Annotated in this window: 27 protein-coding genes; 19 read left to right on the top strand and 8 right to left on the bottom strand. The window is 63.3% G+C overall.

The features are described from left to right. Positions 1 to 53: 53 nt before the first annotated feature. Positions 54 to 608 carry a GNAT family N-acetyltransferase gene (locus ASE71_RS32630; protein WP_060519651.1) on the bottom strand — a complete coding sequence of 185 codons (555 nt, stop codon included), beginning with the start codon at positions 606 to 608 and terminating at the stop codon, positions 54 to 56. Between the two features lie 84 nt (positions 609 to 692). Between ASE71_RS32630 and ASE71_RS32635 the strand changes: the two genes are divergently transcribed. The 4 genes from ASE71_RS32635 (at position 693) to guaA (ending at position 4,079) form a co-directional block, all read left to right on the top strand. Next, positions 693 to 1,145 (top strand): TspO/MBR family protein, encoded by a 453-nt coding sequence (locus ASE71_RS32635; protein ID WP_060519649.1) that lies wholly within the window; start codon positions 693 to 695, stop codon positions 1,143 to 1,145. A gap of 76 nt (positions 1,146 to 1,221) precedes the next feature. Beyond that, positions 1,222 to 1,674 carry a PaaI family thioesterase gene (locus ASE71_RS32640; RefSeq protein ID WP_034805179.1) on the top strand — a complete coding sequence of 151 codons (453 nt, stop codon included), beginning with the start codon at positions 1,222 to 1,224 and terminating at the stop codon, positions 1,672 to 1,674. Next, positions 1,671 to 2,309: a 5'-methylthioadenosine/S-adenosylhomocysteine nucleosidase gene (locus ASE71_RS32645; RefSeq protein WP_060519647.1), complete on the top strand. Its 639-nt coding sequence runs from the start codon at positions 1,671 to 1,673 to the stop codon at positions 2,307 to 2,309. The genes ASE71_RS32640 and ASE71_RS32645 overlap by 4 nt, the downstream gene beginning before the upstream one ends. Before the next feature lie 207 nt (positions 2,310 to 2,516). After that, the gene (guaA, locus tag ASE71_RS32650) at positions 2,517 to 4,079 is read left to right on the top strand and encodes a glutamine-hydrolyzing GMP synthase (protein WP_034804526.1); all 1,563 of its coding nucleotides are present in this window, start codon (positions 2,517 to 2,519) and stop codon (positions 4,077 to 4,079) included. A gap of 101 nt (positions 4,080 to 4,180) precedes the next feature. Here guaA and ASE71_RS32655 read toward each other — a convergent pair whose 3' ends face one another. Beyond that, complete coding sequence (locus ASE71_RS32655) at positions 4,181 to 4,627, bottom strand: MarR family winged helix-turn-helix transcriptional regulator (protein ID WP_034804530.1); 447 nt, start codon at positions 4,625 to 4,627, stop codon at positions 4,181 to 4,183. 146 nt (positions 4,628 to 4,773) lie between these two features. On the opposite strand from ASE71_RS32655, the gene ASE71_RS32660 reads away from it, so the two are divergent. The 6 genes from ASE71_RS32660 (at position 4,774) to ASE71_RS32685 (ending at position 8,681) form a co-directional block, all read left to right on the top strand. Further along, positions 4,774 to 5,532 (top strand): alpha/beta hydrolase, encoded by a 759-nt coding sequence (locus tag ASE71_RS32660; protein WP_060519645.1) that lies wholly within the window; start codon positions 4,774 to 4,776, stop codon positions 5,530 to 5,532. A gap of 265 nt (positions 5,533 to 5,797) precedes the next feature. Beyond that, positions 5,798 to 6,532 carry an SDR family oxidoreductase gene (locus ASE71_RS32665; protein ID WP_060519643.1) on the top strand — a complete coding sequence of 245 codons (735 nt, stop codon included), beginning with the start codon at positions 5,798 to 5,800 and terminating at the stop codon, positions 6,530 to 6,532. A gap of 124 nt (positions 6,533 to 6,656) precedes the next feature. Further along, the gene (locus ASE71_RS32670; protein WP_060519878.1) at positions 6,657 to 6,986 is read left to right on the top strand and encodes an ArsR/SmtB family transcription factor; all 330 of its coding nucleotides are present in this window, start codon (positions 6,657 to 6,659) and stop codon (positions 6,984 to 6,986) included. Beyond that, a complete protein-coding gene (locus ASE71_RS32675) occupies positions 6,983 to 7,450 on the top strand; it encodes an SRPBCC family protein (protein ID WP_034804539.1) in 468 nt (155 codons plus the stop codon). Before ASE71_RS32670 ends, ASE71_RS32675 begins: the two co-directional genes overlap by 4 nt. A gap of 117 nt (positions 7,451 to 7,567) precedes the next feature. Next, on the top strand, positions 7,568 to 7,981 hold the full coding sequence (locus ASE71_RS32680) for a GFA family protein (protein ID WP_060519640.1): 414 nt from the start codon (positions 7,568 to 7,570) through the stop codon (positions 7,979 to 7,981). Positions 7,982 to 8,249: 268 nt separating this feature from the next. Further along, positions 8,250 to 8,681: a hypothetical protein gene (locus ASE71_RS32685; protein WP_060519638.1), complete on the top strand. Its 432-nt coding sequence runs from the start codon at positions 8,250 to 8,252 to the stop codon at positions 8,679 to 8,681. Between the two features lie 67 nt (positions 8,682 to 8,748). On the opposite strand, the gene ASE71_RS32690 is transcribed toward ASE71_RS32685, so the two are convergent. Beyond that, positions 8,749 to 9,375: a glutathione S-transferase family protein gene (locus ASE71_RS32690; RefSeq protein ID WP_034804548.1), complete on the bottom strand. Its 627-nt coding sequence runs from the start codon at positions 9,373 to 9,375 to the stop codon at positions 8,749 to 8,751. A 170-nt stretch (positions 9,376 to 9,545) separates the two neighbouring features. Between ASE71_RS32690 and ASE71_RS32695 the strand changes: the two genes are divergently transcribed. Beyond that, positions 9,546 to 10,604: a succinylglutamate desuccinylase/aspartoacylase family protein gene (locus tag ASE71_RS32695; RefSeq protein WP_060519636.1), complete on the top strand. Its 1,059-nt coding sequence runs from the start codon at positions 9,546 to 9,548 to the stop codon at positions 10,602 to 10,604. Positions 10,605 to 10,632: 28 nt separating this feature from the next. Here ASE71_RS32695 and ASE71_RS32700 read toward each other — a convergent pair whose 3' ends face one another. Further along, entirely contained in the window at positions 10,633 to 11,106 is a 474-nt protein-coding gene (locus tag ASE71_RS32700; protein WP_089043352.1) for an Lrp/AsnC family transcriptional regulator, read from the bottom strand. Positions 11,107 to 11,134: 28 nt separating this feature from the next. Further along, the gene (locus tag ASE71_RS36130; protein ID WP_143106249.1) at positions 11,135 to 11,332 is read right to left on the bottom strand and encodes a hypothetical protein; all 198 of its coding nucleotides are present in this window, start codon (positions 11,330 to 11,332) and stop codon (positions 11,135 to 11,137) included. A gap of 15 nt (positions 11,333 to 11,347) precedes the next feature. On the opposite strand from ASE71_RS36130, the gene tatA reads away from it, so the two are divergent. The 5 genes from tatA (at position 11,348) to ASE71_RS32725 (ending at position 14,825) form a co-directional block, all read left to right on the top strand. Further along, on the top strand, positions 11,348 to 12,517 hold the full coding sequence (gene tatA / locus ASE71_RS32705) for a tyrosine aminotransferase (protein ID WP_060519634.1): 1,170 nt from the start codon (positions 11,348 to 11,350) through the stop codon (positions 12,515 to 12,517). 8 nt (positions 12,518 to 12,525) lie between these two features. After that, complete coding sequence (locus tag ASE71_RS32710) at positions 12,526 to 13,158, top strand: YitT family protein (protein ID WP_113293181.1); 633 nt, start codon at positions 12,526 to 12,528, stop codon at positions 13,156 to 13,158. 121 nt (positions 13,159 to 13,279) lie between these two features. Further along, positions 13,280 to 13,633: an ArsC family reductase gene (locus tag ASE71_RS32715; protein ID WP_060519630.1), complete on the top strand. Its 354-nt coding sequence runs from the start codon at positions 13,280 to 13,282 to the stop codon at positions 13,631 to 13,633. Positions 13,634 to 13,654: 21 nt separating this feature from the next. Beyond that, positions 13,655 to 14,128, top strand: coding sequence for a Cys-tRNA(Pro) deacylase (gene ybaK / locus ASE71_RS32720; RefSeq protein ID WP_060519628.1), 474 nt, complete (start codon positions 13,655 to 13,657; stop codon positions 14,126 to 14,128). Between the two features lie 109 nt (positions 14,129 to 14,237). Further along, positions 14,238 to 14,825 (top strand): dual specificity protein phosphatase family protein, encoded by a 588-nt coding sequence (locus ASE71_RS32725; protein WP_060519626.1) that lies wholly within the window; start codon positions 14,238 to 14,240, stop codon positions 14,823 to 14,825. A gap of 282 nt (positions 14,826 to 15,107) precedes the next feature. Here ASE71_RS32725 and ASE71_RS32730 read toward each other — a convergent pair whose 3' ends face one another. Beyond that, the gene (locus ASE71_RS32730; RefSeq protein ID WP_060519624.1) at positions 15,108 to 15,563 is read right to left on the bottom strand and encodes a MarR family winged helix-turn-helix transcriptional regulator; all 456 of its coding nucleotides are present in this window, start codon (positions 15,561 to 15,563) and stop codon (positions 15,108 to 15,110) included. 84 nt (positions 15,564 to 15,647) lie between these two features. Here ASE71_RS32730 and ASE71_RS32735 point away from each other — a divergent pair, with 84 nt between their 5' ends. From ASE71_RS32735 to ASE71_RS32745, 3 genes are all read left to right on the top strand, one after another. Further along, a complete protein-coding gene (locus ASE71_RS32735; RefSeq protein ID WP_113544684.1) occupies positions 15,648 to 16,319 on the top strand; it encodes a glutathione S-transferase family protein in 672 nt (223 codons plus the stop codon). A gap of 93 nt (positions 16,320 to 16,412) precedes the next feature. Beyond that, a complete protein-coding gene (locus ASE71_RS32740; RefSeq protein ID WP_244496878.1) occupies positions 16,413 to 17,291 on the top strand; it encodes an MBL fold metallo-hydrolase in 879 nt (292 codons plus the stop codon). A gap of 88 nt (positions 17,292 to 17,379) precedes the next feature. Further along, on the top strand, positions 17,380 to 18,633 hold the full coding sequence (locus ASE71_RS32745) for an aminopeptidase (protein WP_060519620.1): 1,254 nt from the start codon (positions 17,380 to 17,382) through the stop codon (positions 18,631 to 18,633). A 90-nt stretch (positions 18,634 to 18,723) separates the two neighbouring features. On the opposite strand, the gene ASE71_RS32750 is transcribed toward ASE71_RS32745, so the two are convergent. Together ASE71_RS32750 and ASE71_RS32755 are read right to left on the bottom strand one after the other, a co-directional pair. Further along, positions 18,724 to 19,122 (bottom strand): VOC family protein, encoded by a 399-nt coding sequence (locus tag ASE71_RS32750; protein ID WP_034804610.1) that lies wholly within the window; start codon positions 19,120 to 19,122, stop codon positions 18,724 to 18,726. Between the two features lie 21 nt (positions 19,123 to 19,143). After that, complete coding sequence (locus ASE71_RS32755) at positions 19,144 to 19,836, bottom strand: RNA polymerase sigma factor (protein WP_244497397.1); 693 nt, start codon at positions 19,834 to 19,836, stop codon at positions 19,144 to 19,146. Positions 19,837 to 19,842 lie beyond the last annotated feature (6 nt).

The following is a 19,842-nucleotide window of genomic DNA, read 5'->3' on the forward strand; positions in this document are numbered from 1 at the left end:
CCGCGTCGCCTGGGACCAGCACATCGTGCGGTTGGCTTAGGCCTAAGACGATCTCAGGCGGAAAAACGGCCGTCGCCGGAGAGTTTTGCCAGATCGCTCCAACGATAGGCGGTCTGGTCGTGGTTTTCGCCGCCGAGGCTCACCTGGCCCTGGCCAACGGCAATGGCGCCGAGATGCTCGTAGAAGCCCCGATTCGGGTTGCTGGAAAGCACCCAGGCAAAGAGCGACTTGCCGCCAAGCTCCCGGCAGTGACCGGCGACGCTGCGCACCAGTGCCGAGCCGATGCCCGCGCCTTGGAACTCTTTCAGGATGTAAAGCGCATAGAGCTCGCGGTCGAACCGCGGCGGCATCGAGCGCGCCTTGCCGTAATTGGCAAAGCCGATCACCTTGTTCGTGCTCACGTCAACCGCAACCAGATGGAAGACGTCGGCGATGCGCATGCGTCTTGCGTGGCGCAACGCCTGCTCCTCGATGCTCATGGCGTCGAGAAAGGCATCGGAAATCAGCCCGCGGAAGGTCGATCGCCAGGTTTCGACGATAACGGAGGCGATCATCATGATGTCATCCGGGCCGGCCGGCCGGATGTCGATACGTCGGAAGGTCTTCATGGCAGCTCATATAGGTGGTGCATGATGGCTTCAAAACGGCGGCCCCGCTGGAAAGACGGAAAGTCTGTTCTATCTGGCGAGATCATGAACAAAACCATCGTATACGTAGTCTTCATCGCCGCCGTTCTCGGCCTCGGCCTTCTCATCGGCACCAACAACATCCCCGGCGAATGGTACCGATCGCTCACAAAGCCAGCCTTCAATCCACCGGACTGGATCTTCGCGCCGGTCTGGTCGATCCTCTACGTGATGATCGGCGTTGTCGGCGCCCGCATGTTTCTCGATCATCGGCGCAGCGCCGCCATGCGCCTGTGGCTGGCGCAGATGATCCTCAACTTCCTCTGGTCGCCACTGTTCTTTGGCATGCAGGATATAGCGTCGGCGCTGATCGTGATCATCGCGCTCGTGATCGCGGTTGCCGGCTTCGTCGTCGCAAGTTGGCAACGGGATCGCATTTCAGCCCTGCTGTTCCTTCCCTATCTCGCCTGGGTTGCGTTTGCGACGGCGCTCAACAGCGCGATTTTGCTCATGAATTGAACTTGTCCGACCTTCACGACCGTGCCACTGTCCCGCGGTCATAATGATGCCGCCCGACACAAAGGCCCATGGACTGATGGACGACCGTGATCCCCCCGATTTCCGAAAGCGCATTCGCGAGAGCTTCGCGCGGCAGGCGGCGATGCGCACGATCGGAGCCGAACTGACACTTGTCGAGCAAGGCACGGTCGAAATCGAGCTGCCCTTCGACGACAAGCTGACGCAGCAGCACGGCTTCCTGCATGCCGGCGTGATCTCCGCGGCGCTGGATTCAGCCGGCACCTATGCGGCCTATTCGGTGATTGATCCGGATGCCTCGATCCTGACGATCGAGTTCAAGGTCAACCTGCTTTCGCCCGGGCGCGGCGAACGCTTCCTCTTCCGCGGCGAGGTGACAAAGCCCGGATCGACGATCATCGTTTCCGACGGTCGCGGCTATGCGATCCGCTCCGACGGACCGGCAAAGCTGATCGCCTCGATGACCGGAACGATGATGGTTGTGCGCGGACGCGAAGGGATCGAAGGATGAGTTTTGCCGTCAAGGACGTTGCCGGACGCAAGGTGCTCTACGTCATGGCCGTGGATGCCGAGTACGGTCCGCACCTGAAAGGCCGGATCAAGCCGCTGATGACCGGCGTCGGGCCGGTCGAGGCGGCCGTCGTGTTGACGCGCACGCTTGCCGAACTCACCGCCGAGCGGGCCCTGCCCGATCTCGTCGTTTCGCTCGGCTCGGCGGGTGCCGCCACGCTCGAGCAGACCGAAGTTTACCAAGCGGTTTCCGTCGGCTACCGCGACATGGATGCCTCGCCGCTCGGCTTCGAGAAGGGCGCAACGCCGTTTCTCGACCTTCCGGCCGTGGTGCCGCTGCCGCTGCGCATCCCCGGCGTTCCGGAAGCGCGGCTTTCGACCGGCGCCAACATCGTCTCGGGCGCTGCCTACGAGGCGATCGACGCCGACATGGTCGAGATGGAGACCTTCGCGGTGCTGCGCGCCTGCCAGTCCTTCGGCATTCCTTTGATTGCGCTTCGCGGCATTTCCGACGGCAAGGCCGAACTGAAGCACGTCAACGACTGGACGGAGTATCTTCACGTCATCGACGAGAAGCTTGCAAGCGTGATCGACCGGTTGGAGAATGCGGTTTCGAGCGGCGTGATCCCGCTCTAGACCCCGATGGCTTCGGGTCTGGTCGACCCAAAGCCATAAACGTGATCGATGCTCACAAGTCAGAGCGGGATGCGGGCGGAAAACCGCACGCACTTTTCCTCATCCCGCTCCAAAACCCCGGAATTGTCCGGGTGCAATTGAATCGTTGCGTCGATGGCGGGCTTTCATTAAAGGCTCGCCATGATCAAGCTTGTTTGAAGGCACCCAATGACCCAGACAGCCCATCCCGACACCGTCCTTATCGTCGACTTCGGCAGCCAGGTAACGCAGCTCATCGCCCGGCGCGTGCGCGAATCCGGTGTCTATTGCGAAATCGTGCCGTTCCAGTCGGCCGAAGAAGGTTTTCAGCGGCTGAAGCCGAAGGCCGTCATCCTTTCCGGCAGCCCGGCCTCGACGCTCGATATCGGCTCGCCGCGTGCGCCCTCGGTGATCTTCGATTCCGGCCTGCCGGTGTTCGGCATCTGCTATGGCCAGCAAACCATCTGCGCCCAGCTCGGCGGCAAGGTCGAGAGCGGCCATCACCGTGAATTCGGCCGCGCCTTCCTGGAAGTCGAAAAGGAATGCGCGCTGTTCGACGGTCTCTGGTCCCTCGGCTCGCGCCACCAGGTCTGGATGTCGCATGGCGACCGCGTCACCGCGATCCCCGAAGGCTTCGAGGTCGTCGCGACCTCCGCCAACGCCCCCTTCGCCTTCATCGCCGACGAGAAGCGCAAGTACTACGCCGTGCAGTTCCATCCGGAAGTCGTGCACACGCCCGATGGCGCCAAGCTGATTTCCAACTTCGTGCACAAGATCGCCGGCATCAAGGGCGACTGGTCGATGTCGGCCTATCGTGCCAAGGCGGTCGAGGCGATCCGCCGTCAAGTCGGTGACAAGAAGGTGATCTGCGCGCTCTCGGGCGGCGTCGACAGCTCGGTTGCGGCACTGCTGATCCATGAAGCCGTTGGCGACCAGCTCACCTGCATCCTCGTCGACCACGGCCTGATGCGCAAGGACGAGGCGAAGAACGTCGTTGCGATGTTCGAGGAGCACTACAACCTCCACCTCCTGCACGTCGACGCTTCCGACCGGTTCATCGGCGAGTTGGAAGGCCAGAGCGATCCGGAAACCAAGCGCAAGATCATCGGCCGCCTGTTCATCGAGGTGTTCGAGGAAGAGGCAAAGAAGCTCGGCGGTGCGGACTTCCTCGCCCAAGGGACGCTCTATCCCGACGTGATCGAAAGCGTCTCGTTTACCGGCGGCCCGTCGGTGACCATCAAGTCGCACCACAATGTCGGCGGCCTGCCGGAGCGCATGAACATGCAGCTCGTCGAGCCGCTGCGCGAACTCTTCAAGGACGAAGTGCGCGTGCTCGGCCGCGAACTCGGCTTGCCCGACAGCTTCATCGGCCGCCACCCCTTCCCGGGTCCGGGCCTTGCCATCCGTTGCCCGGGCGGCATCACCCGCGAGAAGCTCGAGATCCTGCGCGAAGCGGATGCGATCTATCTCGACGAAATCCGCAAGGCCGGCCTCTATGACGCCATCTGGCAGGCTTTCGCTGTGCTTCTGCCGGTGCAGACCGTCGGCGTCATGGGCGATGGCCGCACCTACGAGTTCGTCTGTGCACTTCGCGCCGTCACCTCGGTCGACGGCATGACGGCGGACTTCTACCACTACGACATGGAATTCCTCGGCCGCGCGGCGACGCGTATCATCAACGAGGTCCGCGGCATCAACCGCGTCGTCTACGACGTCACCTCGAAGCCGCCGGGCACGATCGAGTGGGAATAAACGCGCGGACGCATCTGCTGCGTCGGTGATAAAAAATGTTAAAGGGCGTGCTTCGGCGCGCCCTTTTTGCTTCCCGGCACAGTCGCGGCCCGGGTGCAGCGCTACTTCACCGCGTCGCGCATGCCATCGCGGAGTTTCCGCACCCGCTCGTTCAAATCGATCATTTCCGGCACCGTGAAGCCGGAGTTTTCCAGAAGCGCATCGGTCAGGCAGCCGGTCTTCACGTGGAGGCCGCGCCCTTTCGCGGTGAGGTGGACCTCGACCTGCCGCTCGTCGGTGACGCTGCGATGCCGACCCAGGAAGCCGGCAGCTTCGAGCCGCTTCACAGCCGGCGTGATCGTGCTCGATTCCAGACCCAGCCGATCGGCAATCGCCGAGATCGTCAACCCATCCCTCTCCCAAAGCGTGCTCAGGACGAGATACTGCGTGTAGGTCACACCGAGCGCATCGAGCATCGGCTTGTAGACGCGGTTGATGGCGATCGACGCCGAGTAGATCGAAAAACAGAGCTGGCTGTCGAGCGGCAGCGTTGTCGGTTCGTCAGGCATTCCAACCTCCTTGTGGCGCTTTGCGGCTTCTTCCGCGAAAATAGATATCGCGATAATTAATATCTTTACAAGAAACCGGAGTCGCCGTATACGATGCTTATCGCGATAATGAATATCGCAAAACAACTCAACGAAGGAGACCCGAAATGCTCAAGTCCCTCATCACCGCCGCCGCTTTCGCCCTCTCCGCAAGCGCGCTGACGCCGGCCCAGGCCGCCCCCGCCACCAAGAATGTCGTGCTCGTTCACGGCGCCTTTGCCGACGGCTCCGGCTGGCAGGGCGTCTACAACATCCTGAAGAAGGACGGCTATAACGTCACCATCGTGCAGAACCCGACCCTGACGCTTGCCGGCGATGTCGCGGCCACCAAGCGTGCGATCGCCGCTCAGGACGGCCCGATCGTGCTCGTCGGCCACTCCTATGGCGGTGTGGTCGTTTCGGAAGCCGGCACCGATGAGAAGGTGAAGTCTGTCGTCTACATCGCCGCCTTCGCGCCGGATAAGGGCGAGTCCGTTTCCTCGCTCATCGCCAACCCGCCGGCCGGCGCGCCCGTTCCGCCGATCCTGCCGCCGGTCGATGGTTTCCTCTCGCTCGACAAGGAAAAGTTCGCCGCCGCCTTCGCGGCCGATGTCGATCCTGAGATTGCCGCCTTCATGGCCGACTCCCAGGTCCCGTGGGGGGTCGAAGCGGCAGCCGGCGCCGTCACCGCTCCGGCCTGGAAGGAGAAGCCGAGCTTCTATCTGGTCGCGACCGACGACCACATGATCCCGCCGGCCGCCCAGCGCCAGATGGCAAAACGCGCCGGCTCCACCGTGATCGAAACATCCGGCAGCCACGCCATCTACGTCTCGAAGCCGGAAGCGGTCGCCAAGCTGATCGAGCAGGCAGCGCAGGCGAGCGAATAAGCGATATCAAGCGGCAACGAAGGCAAAAGGGCGAAGCGCGACGCGTCGCCCTTTTGCTTGTCCCGAAGACAATCCGGAAGATCCTGGTGGACGCCGTTGCCGGCCCCGTTGCCTCCAGATCTTTGGTTAGAATTTCTGACCGCCCCATGCTCGATCGGCACCTCGATCGAACGGATCGCCCTTTCTATCTTCTGTCTCACCGGCGCTCAGGCCCAACGCCCGAGCCGGACTCAAACAGAAACGCACCTTTCGAAAGGGCATATCCATGGAAAATGTTCACGGAAAAGTCGTGGCCGTGACCGGCGCAAGCAGCGGCATCGGCGAAGCCGCTGCGAAGCTGCTGGCGGCTGCCGGAGCCAAAGTCGTGATTGGCGCACGCCGGTCCGACCGGCTGGAACGCATCGCCGGCGAAATCGCCGGCGCCGGCGGCGAGGTCCGCTTTCGCGTGCTCGACGTTACCGACCGCGGCGACGTCGCGGCCTTCGCCCGCTTTGCCCAGGCCGAATTCGGCCGCCTCGATGTCATCGTCAACAATGCCGGCGTGATGCCGCTGTCGCCGCTGGCAGCGCTCAAGGTCGACGAGTGGGATCGCATGGTCGACGTGAACATCAAGGGTGTGCTCTACGGTATCGCCGCGGCCCTGCCGATCATGAGCGCGCAAGGGGCCGGGCAGATCATCAACATCTCCTCGATCGGCGGCCATTCGGTGTCGCCGACGGCCGCCGTCTATTGCGCCACCAAGTTCGCCGTCCGGGCGATCTCGGACGGCCTGAGGCAGGAGACCGACCGCATCCGCGTTACCGTCATCTCGCCCGGAACGACGACCTCCGAACTCGCCGATACGATCAGCGATTTGACCGCACGAGAAACCATGAAGGAATGGCGGGCCGTCTGCATCAGTCCTGACGCCATCGCGTCGTCGATCGCCTACGCCATCGGACAGCCCGACGATGTCGACGTCAGCGAGATCATCGTGCGCCCGACGGCGAGCCCGCATTGAGGCAATGTGCTCCGGGGATCAAAGCGACGGAAGGCACGCCTCGAGCGTGCCTTTTCGTTCTGCAGCAGCATTCAAATCAATAGCGTTGACTAATCAATTAGTATCCGCTATTTATTTATCCATGATGATCGAAACCGCTCCCATCACCGCCGTCATGCGCGCCCTTGCCGATCCGACCAGGCGCGCCGTGTTCGAGCGCATCGCCAATGCCGACGAGATCACCGTCGTCGAACTGACGCGCGGCAGCGGCGTGACGCAGGGCGCGATTTCACAGCACCTCAAGTCGCTGAAACAGGCGGGTCTCGTCGCCGAGCGTCCGGAGGGCCGCAACGTCTATTACCGCGCCGAGCCCGAGGGCCTGGCGCCGCTCGTCGACTGGATGAGCCACTACGGTACCTTCTGGCGTGACCGCTTCGCCAATCTGCGCACCCTTCTCAAGGAGATCGATCCATGACCGACGCAGCAGCCTTGAAACTCGAGACCCAGGATATCGTCGTCGACGAGGTCTTTCCGCATACGCCCGAGACGATCTGGAGGACACTGACCAACGGCGAATTGATGGGCCGATGGATCATGCCGCCGACCGGCTTCCAACCGGTGGAAGGCACCCATTTCACCTTCCGGACGACGCCCGCCGGCGCATGGGACGGGACCATCCGTTGCCAGGTGCTGGAGGTGCGCCCGCATGAGCGTTTCGTCTACTCCTGGAAAGGTGGCGACGAAGGCAACAGCGGCTATGGCTCGCGTCTCGATACGGTCGTCACCTGGACGCTGACGAAGGTCGACAACGGCACCCGCCTCCGGCTCGTTCATTCCGGCTTCGTCACGCCGAAGAACGACAGTGCCTATGCCAACATGAGCAATGGCTGGCCGAAGGTCCTGTCGCGGCTCGGCACCATTACCGACGAACAGCATTGAAGCCCAGGCCGGGTCGCCATAGCGATCCGGCCCCCCCGAAACAGGCAAAGTGATTGGTCGGCGTCGCCCTCGCAGCCACGCGAAAGGCTTTGCCGTGCCCGAGACTGGAGCGAATGTATGAGCAAGTCCTATATCGGCGGATGCGCCTGCGGTGCGATCCGCTACGAGATCTCAGGAGAACCGGTCTTCTCCAACGACTGCCAGTGCCGTGATTGCCAGCACGAAAGCGGGACCGGGCACGGATCGCATATGACGTTCCGCCGCGAGGGCGTGAAGCTCGAAGGTCAGGCCTCGCATTGGGACATGGTCGCCGACAGCGGCCATGTGAAGACGCGCGGCTTCTGCCCCAGTTGCGGCTCTCCGGTCTACATGACCTTCTCAGCCATGCCGAAGTTCTTCAGCGTTCGCGCTGCAAGCCTCGACGATCCCAGCCGTTACAGACCGCAAGCGGTGACCTACGCCGTGCGCGGCCTTGCCTGGGACCGTCTCGATCCGAATTTGCAGAAATTTGGCCGGATGCCGACGGAGTAGCGAAGCAACAGCGTCAGCCAACGGGTGAAGTCTTCCATTCCCCGCCGGATGTCCTTGGCATTGTCAGCCGGCATCCCCATCTCCGGTCGAGACCACATGTAGTGGCGCGCGACCCGGGCGGCGGAGGGTACCATGTCGTCGAACCAATTCGCATTCGATCTCGGCTGTCCCCAGCCAGCGCCGGCAATCGACATTCTCTACTTCGCTTCCGGACGAGCCGGCTGCCACGAAGGCACTGGCGATTGCCGAAAGGGATTTTGCCGACCAGATGGCGGATGGCTTCATCTATCGGCCCGATCGCCTGCACGTCTCTGTCGACAAGCGCTGGCAGGGCCGCGGCTTGCCCGACTTCGCGGTTGCTGATGCGCTGCGGCAGGGTGACCGCGTCGACGTGCCAGCGGTCGAGATCCGCCTCGACAGGTTGGTCAGCAACGGCAATGGCCGCGACCGACCGCGCGCCCTGACGGCGCGCGACGCCGCACCGGGCTTCAGCGCGCTGGTCCGGCAGATCGAGGCGCTCAAACGCCCGCTCATGGCAATCCCCCATATGACGCTCTACCGGAACGATCGGGTCGCGCCGGATCTCCGCGTTTCCGAACCGGTCTCCTGGGTGGCGCGCGAACTCGTTCTGATCCATGCCCGCAAGGGGGCGGGCTCTGCGAAGATCCTCGCCCGCTGGCCGCTATTGCCGTCGCGCTGAAGTCCAGGCGGGGTAGCCGTACACCTTGGTGATGTGCCAGCCCGGCTCCGACGGGGAGCCACCCCCCTTACGCGGGCGGAATGAAGGGCTGGCTGATCGTCTGGAACACCGGAAGCGCTTCAAGCATGTCCGCATGCGCCTGCAGACGCGGATAGCGCCCCATCGCGACCAGATCGGGATGCACCTCCTTGAGGAAGCGCAACACGGCCGCAACGGCGATATCCACATGGCCGATGCGCTCGCCGAACCAGTAGGCGCCCGTGCTTTGCGCGCGGCTCGTTTCGAGCACTTGAAGCGTCTCTTCGATCTGGCGGCGGCAGCGGTCGACCCAGAGTGCCGAGACCGCCCCGTGCAACCGCTTCTCGTAGAACAGGCTGACGGCCTTGTCGCCGAGGCCCGTGGCAAGCGTCGCGATTCTCAGCACCCGATGGCGCGCCGGTTCCGTTCGCGGGAACAGGACCCGGTCGTCGGAAACGAGACTGTCGAGATAATCGAGAATGATATGGCTGTCGGTAAGCACCGTCCCATCGTCCAGCACCAGCGTCGGCACGCGCGTCAGCGGATTGTAGGCCCGAAGCTCGTCGGCATTGCCGAAGGACGACCAGGGACGGTGTTCGAACGGGATGTCGTAAAGGCTGAGCGCGATGCCCACGCGTCGCACGAAGGGGGAGTCATATTGGCCGATCAGGATCATCTTGGTGTCTCCACCTGTGCTGGATGCTTCACAGAACAATAGGACTGCCGATCATGTCAAAGCCAGAGCGACGTCGGCGCAACCCGAAACCGCACCCTAGTTCTTAGCGACTTGCGGAGCGCCTTGGGAATGCCGATAAGCGCGACCAACGAACGATACGGGAGGAGCCCATGGACGTTTCCGAAATCATCATCGCCGGCGATACGCCCGGTATCGAATGGCGCCTGCCGGTTTTCCGTTTCAAGGGCAGAACGGCCGCTGCACCGAAGACCTACATCCAGGCGGCGCTGCACGCCAACGAACTGCCGGGCACCGCACTTGCCCATTTCCTGCTGCAGCGGCTGCAGCAGGCGGAGAAGGACGGCGCCATCCTCGGCGACATCACCGTCGTGCCCCAGGCAAACCCGATCGGCACCGCGCAGTCGCATTTCGGCGAGTTGCAGGGCCGCTTCGACCTCGGCTCACGCACGAACTTCAACCGTGATTTTCCGCTGATCACGCTTGGCGACCGTGACCGGCTGATCGACGATCTCGACCGCTACTCGGCGACGGATCGGCTGAAACGGCAGCTGCTGCATATGGCGCTCGGCGCCGACCTGATGCTCGATCTTCATTGCGACGACGAGGCGCTGCAATACGCCTATATCGACGACGCCTTCTGGCCGGAAGCGGGCGACCTCGCCTCGGCGCTCGATATGGAGGCGGTCTTCCTTTCGGACGGCGAAAGCTCCGCCTTCGAGGAGGCTGTCGCCTATGCCTGGAAATACGAAACCGGGCAGAAGAAGACACGCCTGCCGGGACGCCTCTCGGTGACGGTCGAGCTTCGCGGCACGCGCGACGTCTATCCGGAGCTTGCTCGCAAGGATGCCGAAGGGGTCTTCCGCTTCCTCGTCGCCCGCGGCGTCATTACCGGTGACGAAGAAACGATTGCACCCTTCGCTGGCATCATCGCACCGCTCGACAACATCGAGATGATCCGGGCCCCTGAGGCCGGCGCCATCCTGTTCCACCGGGATATCGGCGAGAGCGTGAAGGCAGGCGATCTGCTCGCAACGATCCTTACGCGCCCCGGCCAGGCGGACGGCGCCCTCGAGGTGCGCGCGCCCCAAGACGGGCTGATTGTCACCCGCGTCTCGACCCGCCTTGCACGCCGGCGCTCGGACTTGATGAAGATCGCCTGCGCTGCGCCGTCGAGCGCCGGGCGCAAACCCGGGTCGCTCGAAGCCTAGGACTTGGGATTGAATGTTCAAGCGGCCGTCACGCCCCCGTGGCGGCCGTCATCTTTGGGCTGTCGAGCAGAATGGTCGAGCGCAACGTCTTGATCTCGGCGATCTGCTCGAATTCGCTCCAGAGCAGGCGTTTGTAATCCGCGACGTCGCGCACCGCGATCTTCAGAAGAAAATCGAAATCGCCGGCGACCGTGTGGCATTCCACCACCTCCGGCATGCGCGACACCAGCTCGATGAAGCGCTGGCCGACCTTGCTTGCGGTGCGCTCCAGCGTCACCTCGACGAAGGCCTGGAAGCCGATGCCGGCTGCCTTCGGATCGACGACCACCGTCTGGCGGATGACGCCGGCCGCATAGAGCCGGGCAAGGCGGCGCGACAGCGGCGCCGGCGAGAGCCCGACTCTCGCCGCAAGCGCGTTGTTGCTGAGCGATGCATCCTCCACCAGAAGGCGGATGATCCGCCGGTCGATCTGATCCAGTTCCACCGCCATCTTCTCGACCATCATCGCCCCCAACGCTTCGATTTCGGCTTCAGGAAATATGCCGCAGCACGCAAATCAGCAAATGAATTGCAGAATTTTGCGCAAATAGCACGCTGTCGATATTGTCTCTGTGGCAAATATCGCATCGATTTTGCGCTTGCGCTGACTTAAGAAGAAAGCCGCAGGGCAGCCGGAGGAACGGCGGCCGGCAGGCTTTCTCGACCGATAACGCATCGCTGCCACTCAAGGGGGAATTTCCGGCATGTTCGACGCTCTGACCCGCCAACCCGATGATCCGTTGCTGGCCCTGATCGGGCTTTACCGCAAGGACGAGCGCCCCGGAAAGGTCGATCTCGGCGTCGGCGTCTACCGCGACGAAACCGGCCACACCCCGATCTTTCGCGCCGTCAAGGCAGCGGAGAAGCGCCTGCTCGAAACGCAGGACAGCAAGTCCTATGTCGGCCCTGAGGGCGATCTCGTCTTTATCGATCATCTCTGGACGCTGGTCGGTGGCGATACCATCGATCGCAGCCATATCGCCGGCGTGCAGACGCCGGGCGGTTCCGGCGCTCTCCGGCTCGCGGCCGACCTCATCCACCAGATGGGCGGCAAGCGCATCTGGATCGGGCTGCCGAGCTGGCCAAACCATGCCAGCATCTTCAAGACCGCTGGCCTTGAGCCCGCCGGTTACCCGTTCTTCGACGTGCCGACGCAGAGCGTGCTCTTCGACAACATGATAACGGCGCTCCAGAGCGCTGCCGCCGGCGACGCCGTGCTGCTGCATGCGAGCTGCCACAACCCGACGGGCGGCGTCATCACGCAAGCGCAGTGGATGGAGCTTGCCGCCGTCATCGCCGAGCGCGGCCTGCTGCCGCTCGTCGACCTTGCCTACCAGGGCTTCGGCCGCGGTCTCGACGAGGATGTCGCCGGTCTCCGCCACCTGATCGGCGTCGTTCCGGAAGCGCTGGTTGCCGTTTCCTGCTCCAAGTCCTTCGGGCTCTATCGCGAGCGCGCCGGCGCGATCTTCGCGGTGACGGCCTCGCCGTCTTCGGCCGATACGGTCCGCTCCAACCTCGCCGGCCTTGCCCGCACCAGCTACTCGATGCCGCCGGATCACGGTGCTGCAATCGTGCGGATGATCCTTTCCGACGCCGAGCTCAAGCGTGACTGGCAAGCAGAACTCGAAACCATGCGGCTGCGCATCACCAACATCCGCCGCGCGCTCGCCGAAGGCTTGCGCGATCGCTGGCAGGCGCTCGGCGCCGTCGCCAGCCAGGAAGGCATGTTCTCGCTGCTTCCGCTTGCCGAGGTCGACGTCATGCGGCTTCGGAACGAGCACGGCATCTACATGCCCGGTTCCGGCCGCATCAACATTGCCGGCCTGAAGACGGCGGAAGTCGACGGCGTCATCGCCAACTTCAAGAACCTCTGAGGACCATGATGGCCGAGCACAGCATCGACGCGACAGTAACCCCGACTGAACGCCATCGCCTCTACGAGGATGCGCTGGCGATCCTGACGGGCACGCTGATCATGTCGCTCGGCATCATCATCTACAGCAAGGCGATGCTGCTCACGGGCAGCACGTCGGGCCTGGCACTGCTTCTGCAATATGCGACCGGCGCCGAGTTCTGGCTGGTCTTTTCGCTCGTCAACCTGCCCTTCTACGTCCTGGCGGTCAAACGGCTCGGCTGGATGTTTGCACTGCGCACCTTCATCGCCGTCAGCCTCGTCTCGCTGTTTTCTCGGCTGACGGCCGGCTGGGTGGAGATTGCCCGGCTTGACCCGATCTATGCGGCGGTCGTCGGCGGCGGGCTGATGGGCATGGGCCTGTTGATCCTCTTTCGCCATCGCACCGGGCTTGGCGGCATCAACATCGTCGCGATCTATCTCCAGGAAAGGTTCGGCGTCCGAGCCGGCTATTTCCAGCTGGCGGTCGATCTCACCATTCTGGCTGCCGCCTTCTTCGTGTTGCCGCCATCGAACCTGGTGCTCTCGGTGATCGGGGCCGCTGTCGTCAACATGACGCTGGCGATCAATCACAAGCCGGGACGCTACGCCGGCGTGACCTGACGCAAGGTCTCGGTCTTCCCTCCCGCGCATCGGGCGGCTATCACTCCTGCCACGCTTTGAAATTGCGCGATTCCCAGCGGCGCGGCCGTTCGGAATTGCTCGCTGTGGCTGGAGCATGGGAATGACGGTTACGATTTACGGCATCAAGAACTGCGACACGATGAAGAAGGCCCGCACCTGGCTCGACGGCCGGGGCATCGCCTATCGCTTCCACGACTACAAGGCCGAAGGCATCGACCGCCCGCATCTCGAGCGCTGGTGCAAGGAGGCCGGATGGGAAACGGTGCTGAACCGCGCCGGCACGACCTTCCGCAAGCTCGACGAGGCCGACAGGCAGGACCTCGACGAACACAAGGCGATTGCGCTGATGCTCGCCCAGCCCTCGATGATCAAGCGTCCGGTGCTCGAAGCGGACGGCAATCTGCTGATCGGCTTCAAGCCGGACCTCTACGAGGCCGTGCTCGCCAAAGCCTGACCCCCATTTGGAGCGACGACGATGTCGAAGACCACGCGCGCCACGCAGATGCTTTCGAAGGCCGGCGTCACCTTCAGCGTGCATGCCTATGACTATGATCCCAATGCGGAGCGCGTCGGCCTGCAGGCGGCCGAGGCGCTCGACGAGGATCCGAGCCGGGTGCTGAAGACGCTGATGGCTGAAGTCGACGGCAAGCCGGTCTGCTGCGTCGTTCCCTCCGATCGTGAGGTCAGCATGAAGAAGCTCGCCGCCGCCTTCGGCGGCAAGTCGGCGGCGATGATGAAGCCGGCGGATGCCGAGCGGCTGACCGGTTACCATGTCGGCGGCATCAGCCCGTTCGGCCAGAAAAAACACGTGCCGACGGCAATCGAGGAGGCCGCACTTGCCGAAGTGCAGGTCTACGTCAATGGCGGACAGCGCGGTCTGCAGGTGCGGCTTGCACCCCGCGACGCCCAGGCCGCGCTAAAGGCGATCGCCGCACCGCTCATCGCCTGAGGCACTGCCATCAAAATATCACAGATGCCTTATACGAGCCGCTGATGCGGGGACGAAATGTGCAATTTTTGCATGCACGCCCGCCTTGGAACGGCGTCGGGTCTCTCACATGGCATTTGCAAGATTTCCCAGCGCGAAGCGTCTTTTGAAGCGCCTCGCCGTCGGCACGGCTGCGCTCGTCGCGGCCCTGGTCATCTACCTCGTCGGTCTTCAGTGGACCGGCAATTTCCATACGCTCGTGGCCGGTGAGGTCTACCGTTCGGCACAGCCGACGCCGGAGGCGATCGCCGCCTATTCCAAGGCCTACGGCATCCGCACCATTCTCAACCTGCGCGGCGAAAAGCCGGACGAGCGCTGGTATCGCGAAGAGGTTGCCGCCGCCGAGCGCAACGGTATCCGGCTCATCAACTTCCCCATGTCCGCTTCGGCCGAGATCGACCGCAAGGAAACCGACGCGCTGATGGCGATCCTCAGGGACGCGCCAAAGCCGCTTCTGATCCACTGCAAGGCCGGCGCCGACCGCACCGGCCTCGTCTCGACGATCTACCTGCAGCAGATCGCAGGGGTCGACGAGGAAACGGCCGAGTGGCAGCTTTCGCCGCTCTATGGACACGTGGCCATTCCCTATCTCTCCGGCACCTTCGCCATGGACGAGACCTGGGAAGCGCTGGAGAAGTCGTTCGGGCTGAGCAGCTAGGCGACGACGGCGTCCCAGATTGACGCTCGACCCGTCGGGGCCCCTCATCCGGCCTGCCGGCCACCTTCTCCCCGCAAGCGGGGCGAAGGAGACGCATGGCACCCGTTCGTCTCAGCAACGACGACCTCCCTCTCCTGTGACGGCTCCGGTCGGCGGCGCTACGAACAGCACGCCAGCACGCCCCCTCTCCCCCCTGCAGGAAGAGCGCTAAGGTGAGGGGTAACTTGCCTGGAAGGCGCTACCCGATCGTTCGCCGGTACCCTCTTTGAGAACTGACGTGCTCTACCTGAGCTTCGCCAGCAGCCCCGTGAGCTGCCGCGCCTCCGCTTCTGTCAGCCGGGCGCCGACATGGGCCTCTATCGAAGGCCCATAAGTCTGCCACATGCGCGCGCGCAGCGCCCTTCCGGCCTCGGTGACGACAACCCATTGGCCGCGACCGTCGGCGTCGAAGGCTTCGCGACGGACCAACCCCTCTTTGACCAGGCGATCGATCAGGCGCGACAAGTTATACTGCGCGAGCAAGGTGCGCGCCTCGATCTCGAAGGGCCGCAGCCGGCCGTCTTCGGCCTGAACCAGTTCCCACAACACGTCGTACCAGCCAAGCGGTGGCAGGCTGGCCCCCTTGAAATCGGCCTCGATCCGAGCAAGCACGCATTCCCGTGCGCGCATCAGGCAGATCCAGGCCGCGGTCGTTTCGGGGCCAGGGCCCTTCTCGTCGATTTTCGTCTCTTTGCCCATAGATGCAATTACATCCATCTTGAAAGTCGAAGCAAGCCCACATACATGCATATGCATCTACTTTACCTCAACCGGGAGATTGCCATGCTTACCCTCGTCAGCCACCATCTCTGCCCCTATGTGCAGCGTGCCTCGATCGCGCTCGACGAAAAAGGCGTCCGCTTCGAGCGGACCTATATCGACCTCAAGGCCAAGCCCGACTGGTTCCTGAAAATCTCGCCGCTCGGCAAGGTGCCGCTGTTGCAGGTGCCGCAGCAGAGCGGCGAAACGGTACTGTTTGAAAGCTCCGTCATCGCCGAATATGTTGAGGAAAGCCAAGCCGGCCCGAAGCTTCACCCCGAAGATGCGCTGGAGCGCGCCCGTCATCGCGGCTGGATGGAATTCGGCTCGTCGATCCTTTCGGATCTCTGGGGCTTCGAGACTGCGAAGGACCGGGAAACCTACGAACAGAAACGCCAGGCGGTGGCCGGCAAACTTGCGACCATGGAAGCGGCACTTGGCGAAGGTCCCTACTTTGCCGGTACACAATTTTCGCTCGTCGATGCGGTCTTCGCACCGATCTTCCGTTACTTCGATCTCTTCGACACGCTTGCAGATCACGGCATTTTCGACGGACTCGATCGTGTCGGCGCCTGGCGCAAGGCGCTCGCCGAGCGGCCGAGCGTCAAGGCGGCCGTGACGCCGGATTACGTTGAGCGGCTGATGACCTTCCTCAGGGAGCACGACGCCTATCTGCTGCGCGCCGGACAGGCATAGCGAAGAGCGCGAGATCACGCCGTCCTTCAGTTTGGCGCGCGCCTGCTCTATGACAGGGCGCAAGCCATGCTGGAGGAGCGCCTCGTGACCGACATGATCTCGACCCTTACGGTTCTTGAGCCCTATCCCGGCGTCTATGCCTACTATGACGGGCGCGTTGCCGGAGTGCGGCTCTATTCGCAGGCGGCGAACTGGCTCGATGACGGCGCCTACGAACTCGGCGTCGCCTCCTATGCCATCGTCGACGGCACGCAAGCGCTGGTCTACGACACGCATATCTCGCTCGATCACGCCCGGGCGATCCGCAACCATCTCGAAAGCCTTGGCGTCACCGCGATCCGCGCCGTGCTCAGCCATTGGCACAAGGATCATGTGGCCGGAAATGCGGTCTTTGCCGATTGCGAGATCATCGCCCTCAAGCTGACGGCAGCGAAACTTGAAGAAAACCGCGAGAAGATTGAAACGGCGACGCCGCCGATCCAGCCCCTCGTGATGCCGAACCGCCTGTTCGACGAGACGCTTGCACTGACCGTCGGCGCACGCCGGGTCGAACTGCATCACTTCGCCATCCATAGCGCCGACGGCAACGTGATCTGGCTGCCCGAGGAGAAGCTGCTGCTGGCGGGCGATACGCTCGAGGATACGACGACCTTCATCAGCGAGGCTGATCAGACGGCGACGCACATCGCGGAACTCAAGCGCCTGCGGCAATGGCCGATTGCTCGGATTCTACCCGCCCATGGCGACCGCGAACGCATCGCCAGCGGCGGCTACGGACCGAAACTGATCGATGCCAATCGCGGCTATCTCGAGCGGCTGACCCGCGCGATCGCGACCGGTGCTGCCATCGGCGCACTCAAGGAATTCGCCGCCGAGGATATCGCCTCCGGCGCGATCCTCTATTTCGCGCCTTATGAGGCTGTGCACAGGAGCAATGTCGAGCGGGTGCGTGCGGGGCTCGGCGCGCGCTGATTGCACTAAACCTCCCGGGCTCAGCCTTCATTTTCGCCGCAAAGCGCTCTAAGTCTTCTTCTTCCGATTTCAGAAAGACAGGTAGATCATGACCTTTCCCGCCAATACGCCCGATCCGATCGACCCGGTGAAACTCGACAAGCTCGCGGAAGTCGCGATCCAGGTCGGCCTGCAGCTTCAGCGCGGTCAGGACCTTGTCATGACTGCGCCGGTCGCGGCGATGCCGCTTGTTCGCCTCATCACCAAGCACGCCTACAAGGCCGGTGCAGGCCTCGTGACGACTCTCTATTCGGACGAGGACACGACGCTTTCGCGTTATGCCTATGCACCGAACGAGAGCTTCGACCGGGCAAGCGACTGGCTGTTCAAGGGCATGGCCGAAGCTTTCGCCGGTGGTGCAGCGCGGCTCGCAATCTCCGGCGACAACCCGATGATGCTTTCGGCGCAGGATCCGGCCAAGGTGGCGCGGGCCAACAAGGCAAATTCCATTGCCTATAAGCCGGCGCTCGAAAAGATCTCGAACTTCGACATCAACTGGAACATCGTTTCATACCCGAACCCGTCCTGGGCGAAGCTCGTCTTCCCGAACGACCCGGAAGAGGTTGCCGTCGAGAAGCTCGCCAACGCCATTTTCGCCGCCTCGCGCGTCGATGTCGCCGATCCGGTGGCCGCCTGGAAGGAACACAACGCCAACCTCGCTCGGCGCTCGGCCTGGCTGAACGGCGAGCGCTTTGCCGCGTTGCACTTTACCGGCCCGGGCACCGATCTGACCGTCGGGCTTGCCGATGGCCATCTCTGGTGTGGCGGCGCATCGGAGGCCAAGAATGGCGTCACCTGCAACCCGAACATCCCGACCGAGGAAGTGTTCACGACGCCGCATGCGCTGCGCGTCGAAGGCCATGTCTCCTCGACCAAGCCGCTGTCGCACCAGGGCACGCTGATCGACAACATCCAGGTGCGTTTCGAGGGCGGCCGGATCGTCGAGGCCAAGGCATCGCGCGGCGAGGAAGTACTGAACAAGGTGCTCGACACGGACGAGGGCGCGCGCCGGCTCGGCGAAGTGGCTCTGGTGCCGCATTCCTCGCCGATCTCGGCAAGCGGCATCCTGTTCTACAACACGCTGTTTGACGAAAACGCCTCGTGCCACATCGCGCTCGGCCAGTGCTATTCCGGCTGCTTCGTCGACGACACCAAGCTGACGCCGGAACAGATCCGCGCCCAGGGCGGCAATTCCAGCCTGATCCACATCGACTGGATGATCGGTTCGGGCCAGGTCGACATCGACGGCGTGCGCGCCGATGGTAGCCGCGTCCCGGTCATGCGAAAGGGTGAATGGGCCTGATCACGGCCCCTCCCCGGTCTCGTCCGACCTGAAAGGCTTGTGGCCGCCGCAACACATGCGGCGGCCTTTTCTATTGGGGGAACTGCCCCTTCAGCCGTTGGCAGCCCGCTTCAGACGCGGCATCTCCGCCGATTGGTAGAGAGACAGCACGTGGCCATCGGGATCGGCGAATTCTGCCGACCAGCCGCCGGGCGCATGGCTCACCGGCGTGACGATGGTGGTTCCCTTTTCAGCGAGGCCCGCGACCACATCGTCGATGCCGCCCTCGGCGAGATCGAACACAACGATCGGTGTGTTGCCCGGCTTGCTCTCCACGACGAAGAAGATCAACTCGACCTCGTCTTCTATCTTCGCCATCAGCCAGGAGCCGGCTTCGTCGTCCTCCATGCGCTGGACGTTGAGACCCAGAACATCACGGTAGAAGGCTTCCGTGCGGGTGAGATCCGAGACGAAGTAGCAGATGGCCCCGATACGTGGTTTCGACAACATTGGTTGCTTCCCTTGTGTTTGTTACGCCGGCTTGTTGCCGCCGGTTGCCGTTTCGTGAGACACGCGCGGCGAAAAATTGATCGCGAAGAGATGGCCGTCCGGATCGTGGCTGGCAAAGGCGGCGCGGCCGCCGCGGGTGACCGGCAGCAGGGCCTGACGAATACGGCCGCTTTCGAGCGGATAGCGAAGTCCGGTCAGCTCCAGATTGGTCTCGACATGGCCGGCATCGCGCCAGGCCCGGCGCAGCATCAGGATGCGCTGGCGCAGCGCTTCATCGGAAATGCCGAGGAGATGACGGATTTCGAGGCGATTGTGGCCGCCGATCGCCAGCAGCATCACGATCCTGAGGCTCGGGGAAAGCGTGACGGCGAAGGCCAGCGGATCGCCAGAGCGCCGCTCTTCCACTTCGGGAACGTCCGCTTGCAGCTCCCGGCGCAAACGGCGAGCAGCGGTGCGCGCCTGCATCGCGGCGAGCTTGCGGAGAACACCGCAGAACCAGGCGCGATCGCCGCCGGTTGGAAAACGCCCTGCCTTGAGCGCGACGATCAGCGCCTCATGCAGCAAATCCTCCGCTTCGGCCGCACGGCGGCTTTGCCGCCTCGCGAAACGGAGGAGATCGGAATAGTGCGCTGGCGTCAGATGCTCGGTCAGGGCGTGCGCTTCTTTGAGGAATGACGTTGCCGGCAATGTGAAGCGCATGCGCTGTGGTTGCAAGCCCTG

This window comes from Ensifer sp. Root954 (genome assembly GCF_001429005.1).
Taxonomy (GTDB): Bacteria; Pseudomonadota; Alphaproteobacteria; order Rhizobiales; family Rhizobiaceae; genus Ensifer; species Ensifer adhaerens.

Excerpts from the sequence above, each read along its gene's own strand:
- ASE71_RS32725 (WP_060519626.1), top strand. The coding sequence starts at position 14,238 with ATGGCATTTGCAAGATTTCCCAGCGCGAAGCGTCTTTTGAAGCGCCTC.
- ASE71_RS32640 (WP_034805179.1), top strand. The coding sequence starts at position 1,222 with ATGGACGACCGTGATCCCCCCGATTTCCGAAAGCGCATTCGCGAGAGC.
- ASE71_RS32745 (WP_060519620.1), top strand. The coding sequence starts at position 17,380 with ATGACCTTTCCCGCCAATACGCCCGATCCGATCGACCCGGTGAAACTC.
- ASE71_RS32665 (WP_060519643.1), top strand. The coding sequence starts at position 5,798 with ATGGAAAATGTTCACGGAAAAGTCGTGGCCGTGACCGGCGCAAGCAGC.
- ASE71_RS32730 (WP_060519624.1), bottom strand. The coding sequence starts at position 15,563 with ATGGGCAAAGAGACGAAAATCGACGAGAAGGGCCCTGGCCCCGAAACG.
- ASE71_RS32690 (WP_034804548.1), bottom strand. The coding sequence starts at position 9,375 with ATGATCCTGATCGGCCAATATGACTCCCCCTTCGTGCGACGCGTGGGC.
- ASE71_RS32685 (WP_060519638.1), top strand. The coding sequence starts at position 8,250 with ATGGCGGATGGCTTCATCTATCGGCCCGATCGCCTGCACGTCTCTGTC.
- ASE71_RS32670 (WP_060519878.1), top strand. The coding sequence starts at position 6,657 with ATGATCGAAACCGCTCCCATCACCGCCGTCATGCGCGCCCTTGCCGAT.
- ASE71_RS32680 (WP_060519640.1), top strand. The coding sequence starts at position 7,568 with ATGAGCAAGTCCTATATCGGCGGATGCGCCTGCGGTGCGATCCGCTAC.
- guaA (WP_034804526.1), top strand. The coding sequence starts at position 2,517 with ATGACCCAGACAGCCCATCCCGACACCGTCCTTATCGTCGACTTCGGC.
- ASE71_RS32710 (WP_113293181.1), top strand. The coding sequence starts at position 12,526 with ATGGCCGAGCACAGCATCGACGCGACAGTAACCCCGACTGAACGCCAT.
- ASE71_RS32735 (WP_113544684.1), top strand. The coding sequence starts at position 15,648 with ATGCTTACCCTCGTCAGCCACCATCTCTGCCCCTATGTGCAGCGTGCC.
- ASE71_RS32700 (WP_089043352.1), bottom strand. The coding sequence starts at position 11,106 with ATGGTCGAGAAGATGGCGGTGGAACTGGATCAGATCGACCGGCGGATC.
- ASE71_RS32655 (WP_034804530.1), bottom strand. The coding sequence starts at position 4,627 with ATGCCTGACGAACCGACAACGCTGCCGCTCGACAGCCAGCTCTGTTTT.
- ASE71_RS32715 (WP_060519630.1), top strand. The coding sequence starts at position 13,280 with ATGACGGTTACGATTTACGGCATCAAGAACTGCGACACGATGAAGAAG.
- ASE71_RS32675 (WP_034804539.1), top strand. The coding sequence starts at position 6,983 with ATGACCGACGCAGCAGCCTTGAAACTCGAGACCCAGGATATCGTCGTC.
- ASE71_RS32645 (WP_060519647.1), top strand. The coding sequence starts at position 1,671 with ATGAGTTTTGCCGTCAAGGACGTTGCCGGACGCAAGGTGCTCTACGTC.
- ASE71_RS32695 (WP_060519636.1), top strand. The coding sequence starts at position 9,546 with ATGGACGTTTCCGAAATCATCATCGCCGGCGATACGCCCGGTATCGAA.
- tatA (WP_060519634.1), top strand. The coding sequence starts at position 11,348 with ATGTTCGACGCTCTGACCCGCCAACCCGATGATCCGTTGCTGGCCCTG.
- ASE71_RS32630 (WP_060519651.1), bottom strand. The coding sequence starts at position 608 with ATGAAGACCTTCCGACGTATCGACATCCGGCCGGCCGGCCCGGATGAC.
- ASE71_RS32750 (WP_034804610.1), bottom strand. The coding sequence starts at position 19,122 with ATGTTGTCGAAACCACGTATCGGGGCCATCTGCTACTTCGTCTCGGAT.
- ASE71_RS32660 (WP_060519645.1), top strand. The coding sequence starts at position 4,774 with ATGCTCAAGTCCCTCATCACCGCCGCCGCTTTCGCCCTCTCCGCAAGC.
- ASE71_RS32635 (WP_060519649.1), top strand. The coding sequence starts at position 693 with ATGAACAAAACCATCGTATACGTAGTCTTCATCGCCGCCGTTCTCGGC.
- ASE71_RS32740 (WP_244496878.1), top strand. The coding sequence starts at position 16,413 with ATGATCTCGACCCTTACGGTTCTTGAGCCCTATCCCGGCGTCTATGCC.
- ybaK (WP_060519628.1), top strand. The coding sequence starts at position 13,655 with ATGTCGAAGACCACGCGCGCCACGCAGATGCTTTCGAAGGCCGGCGTC.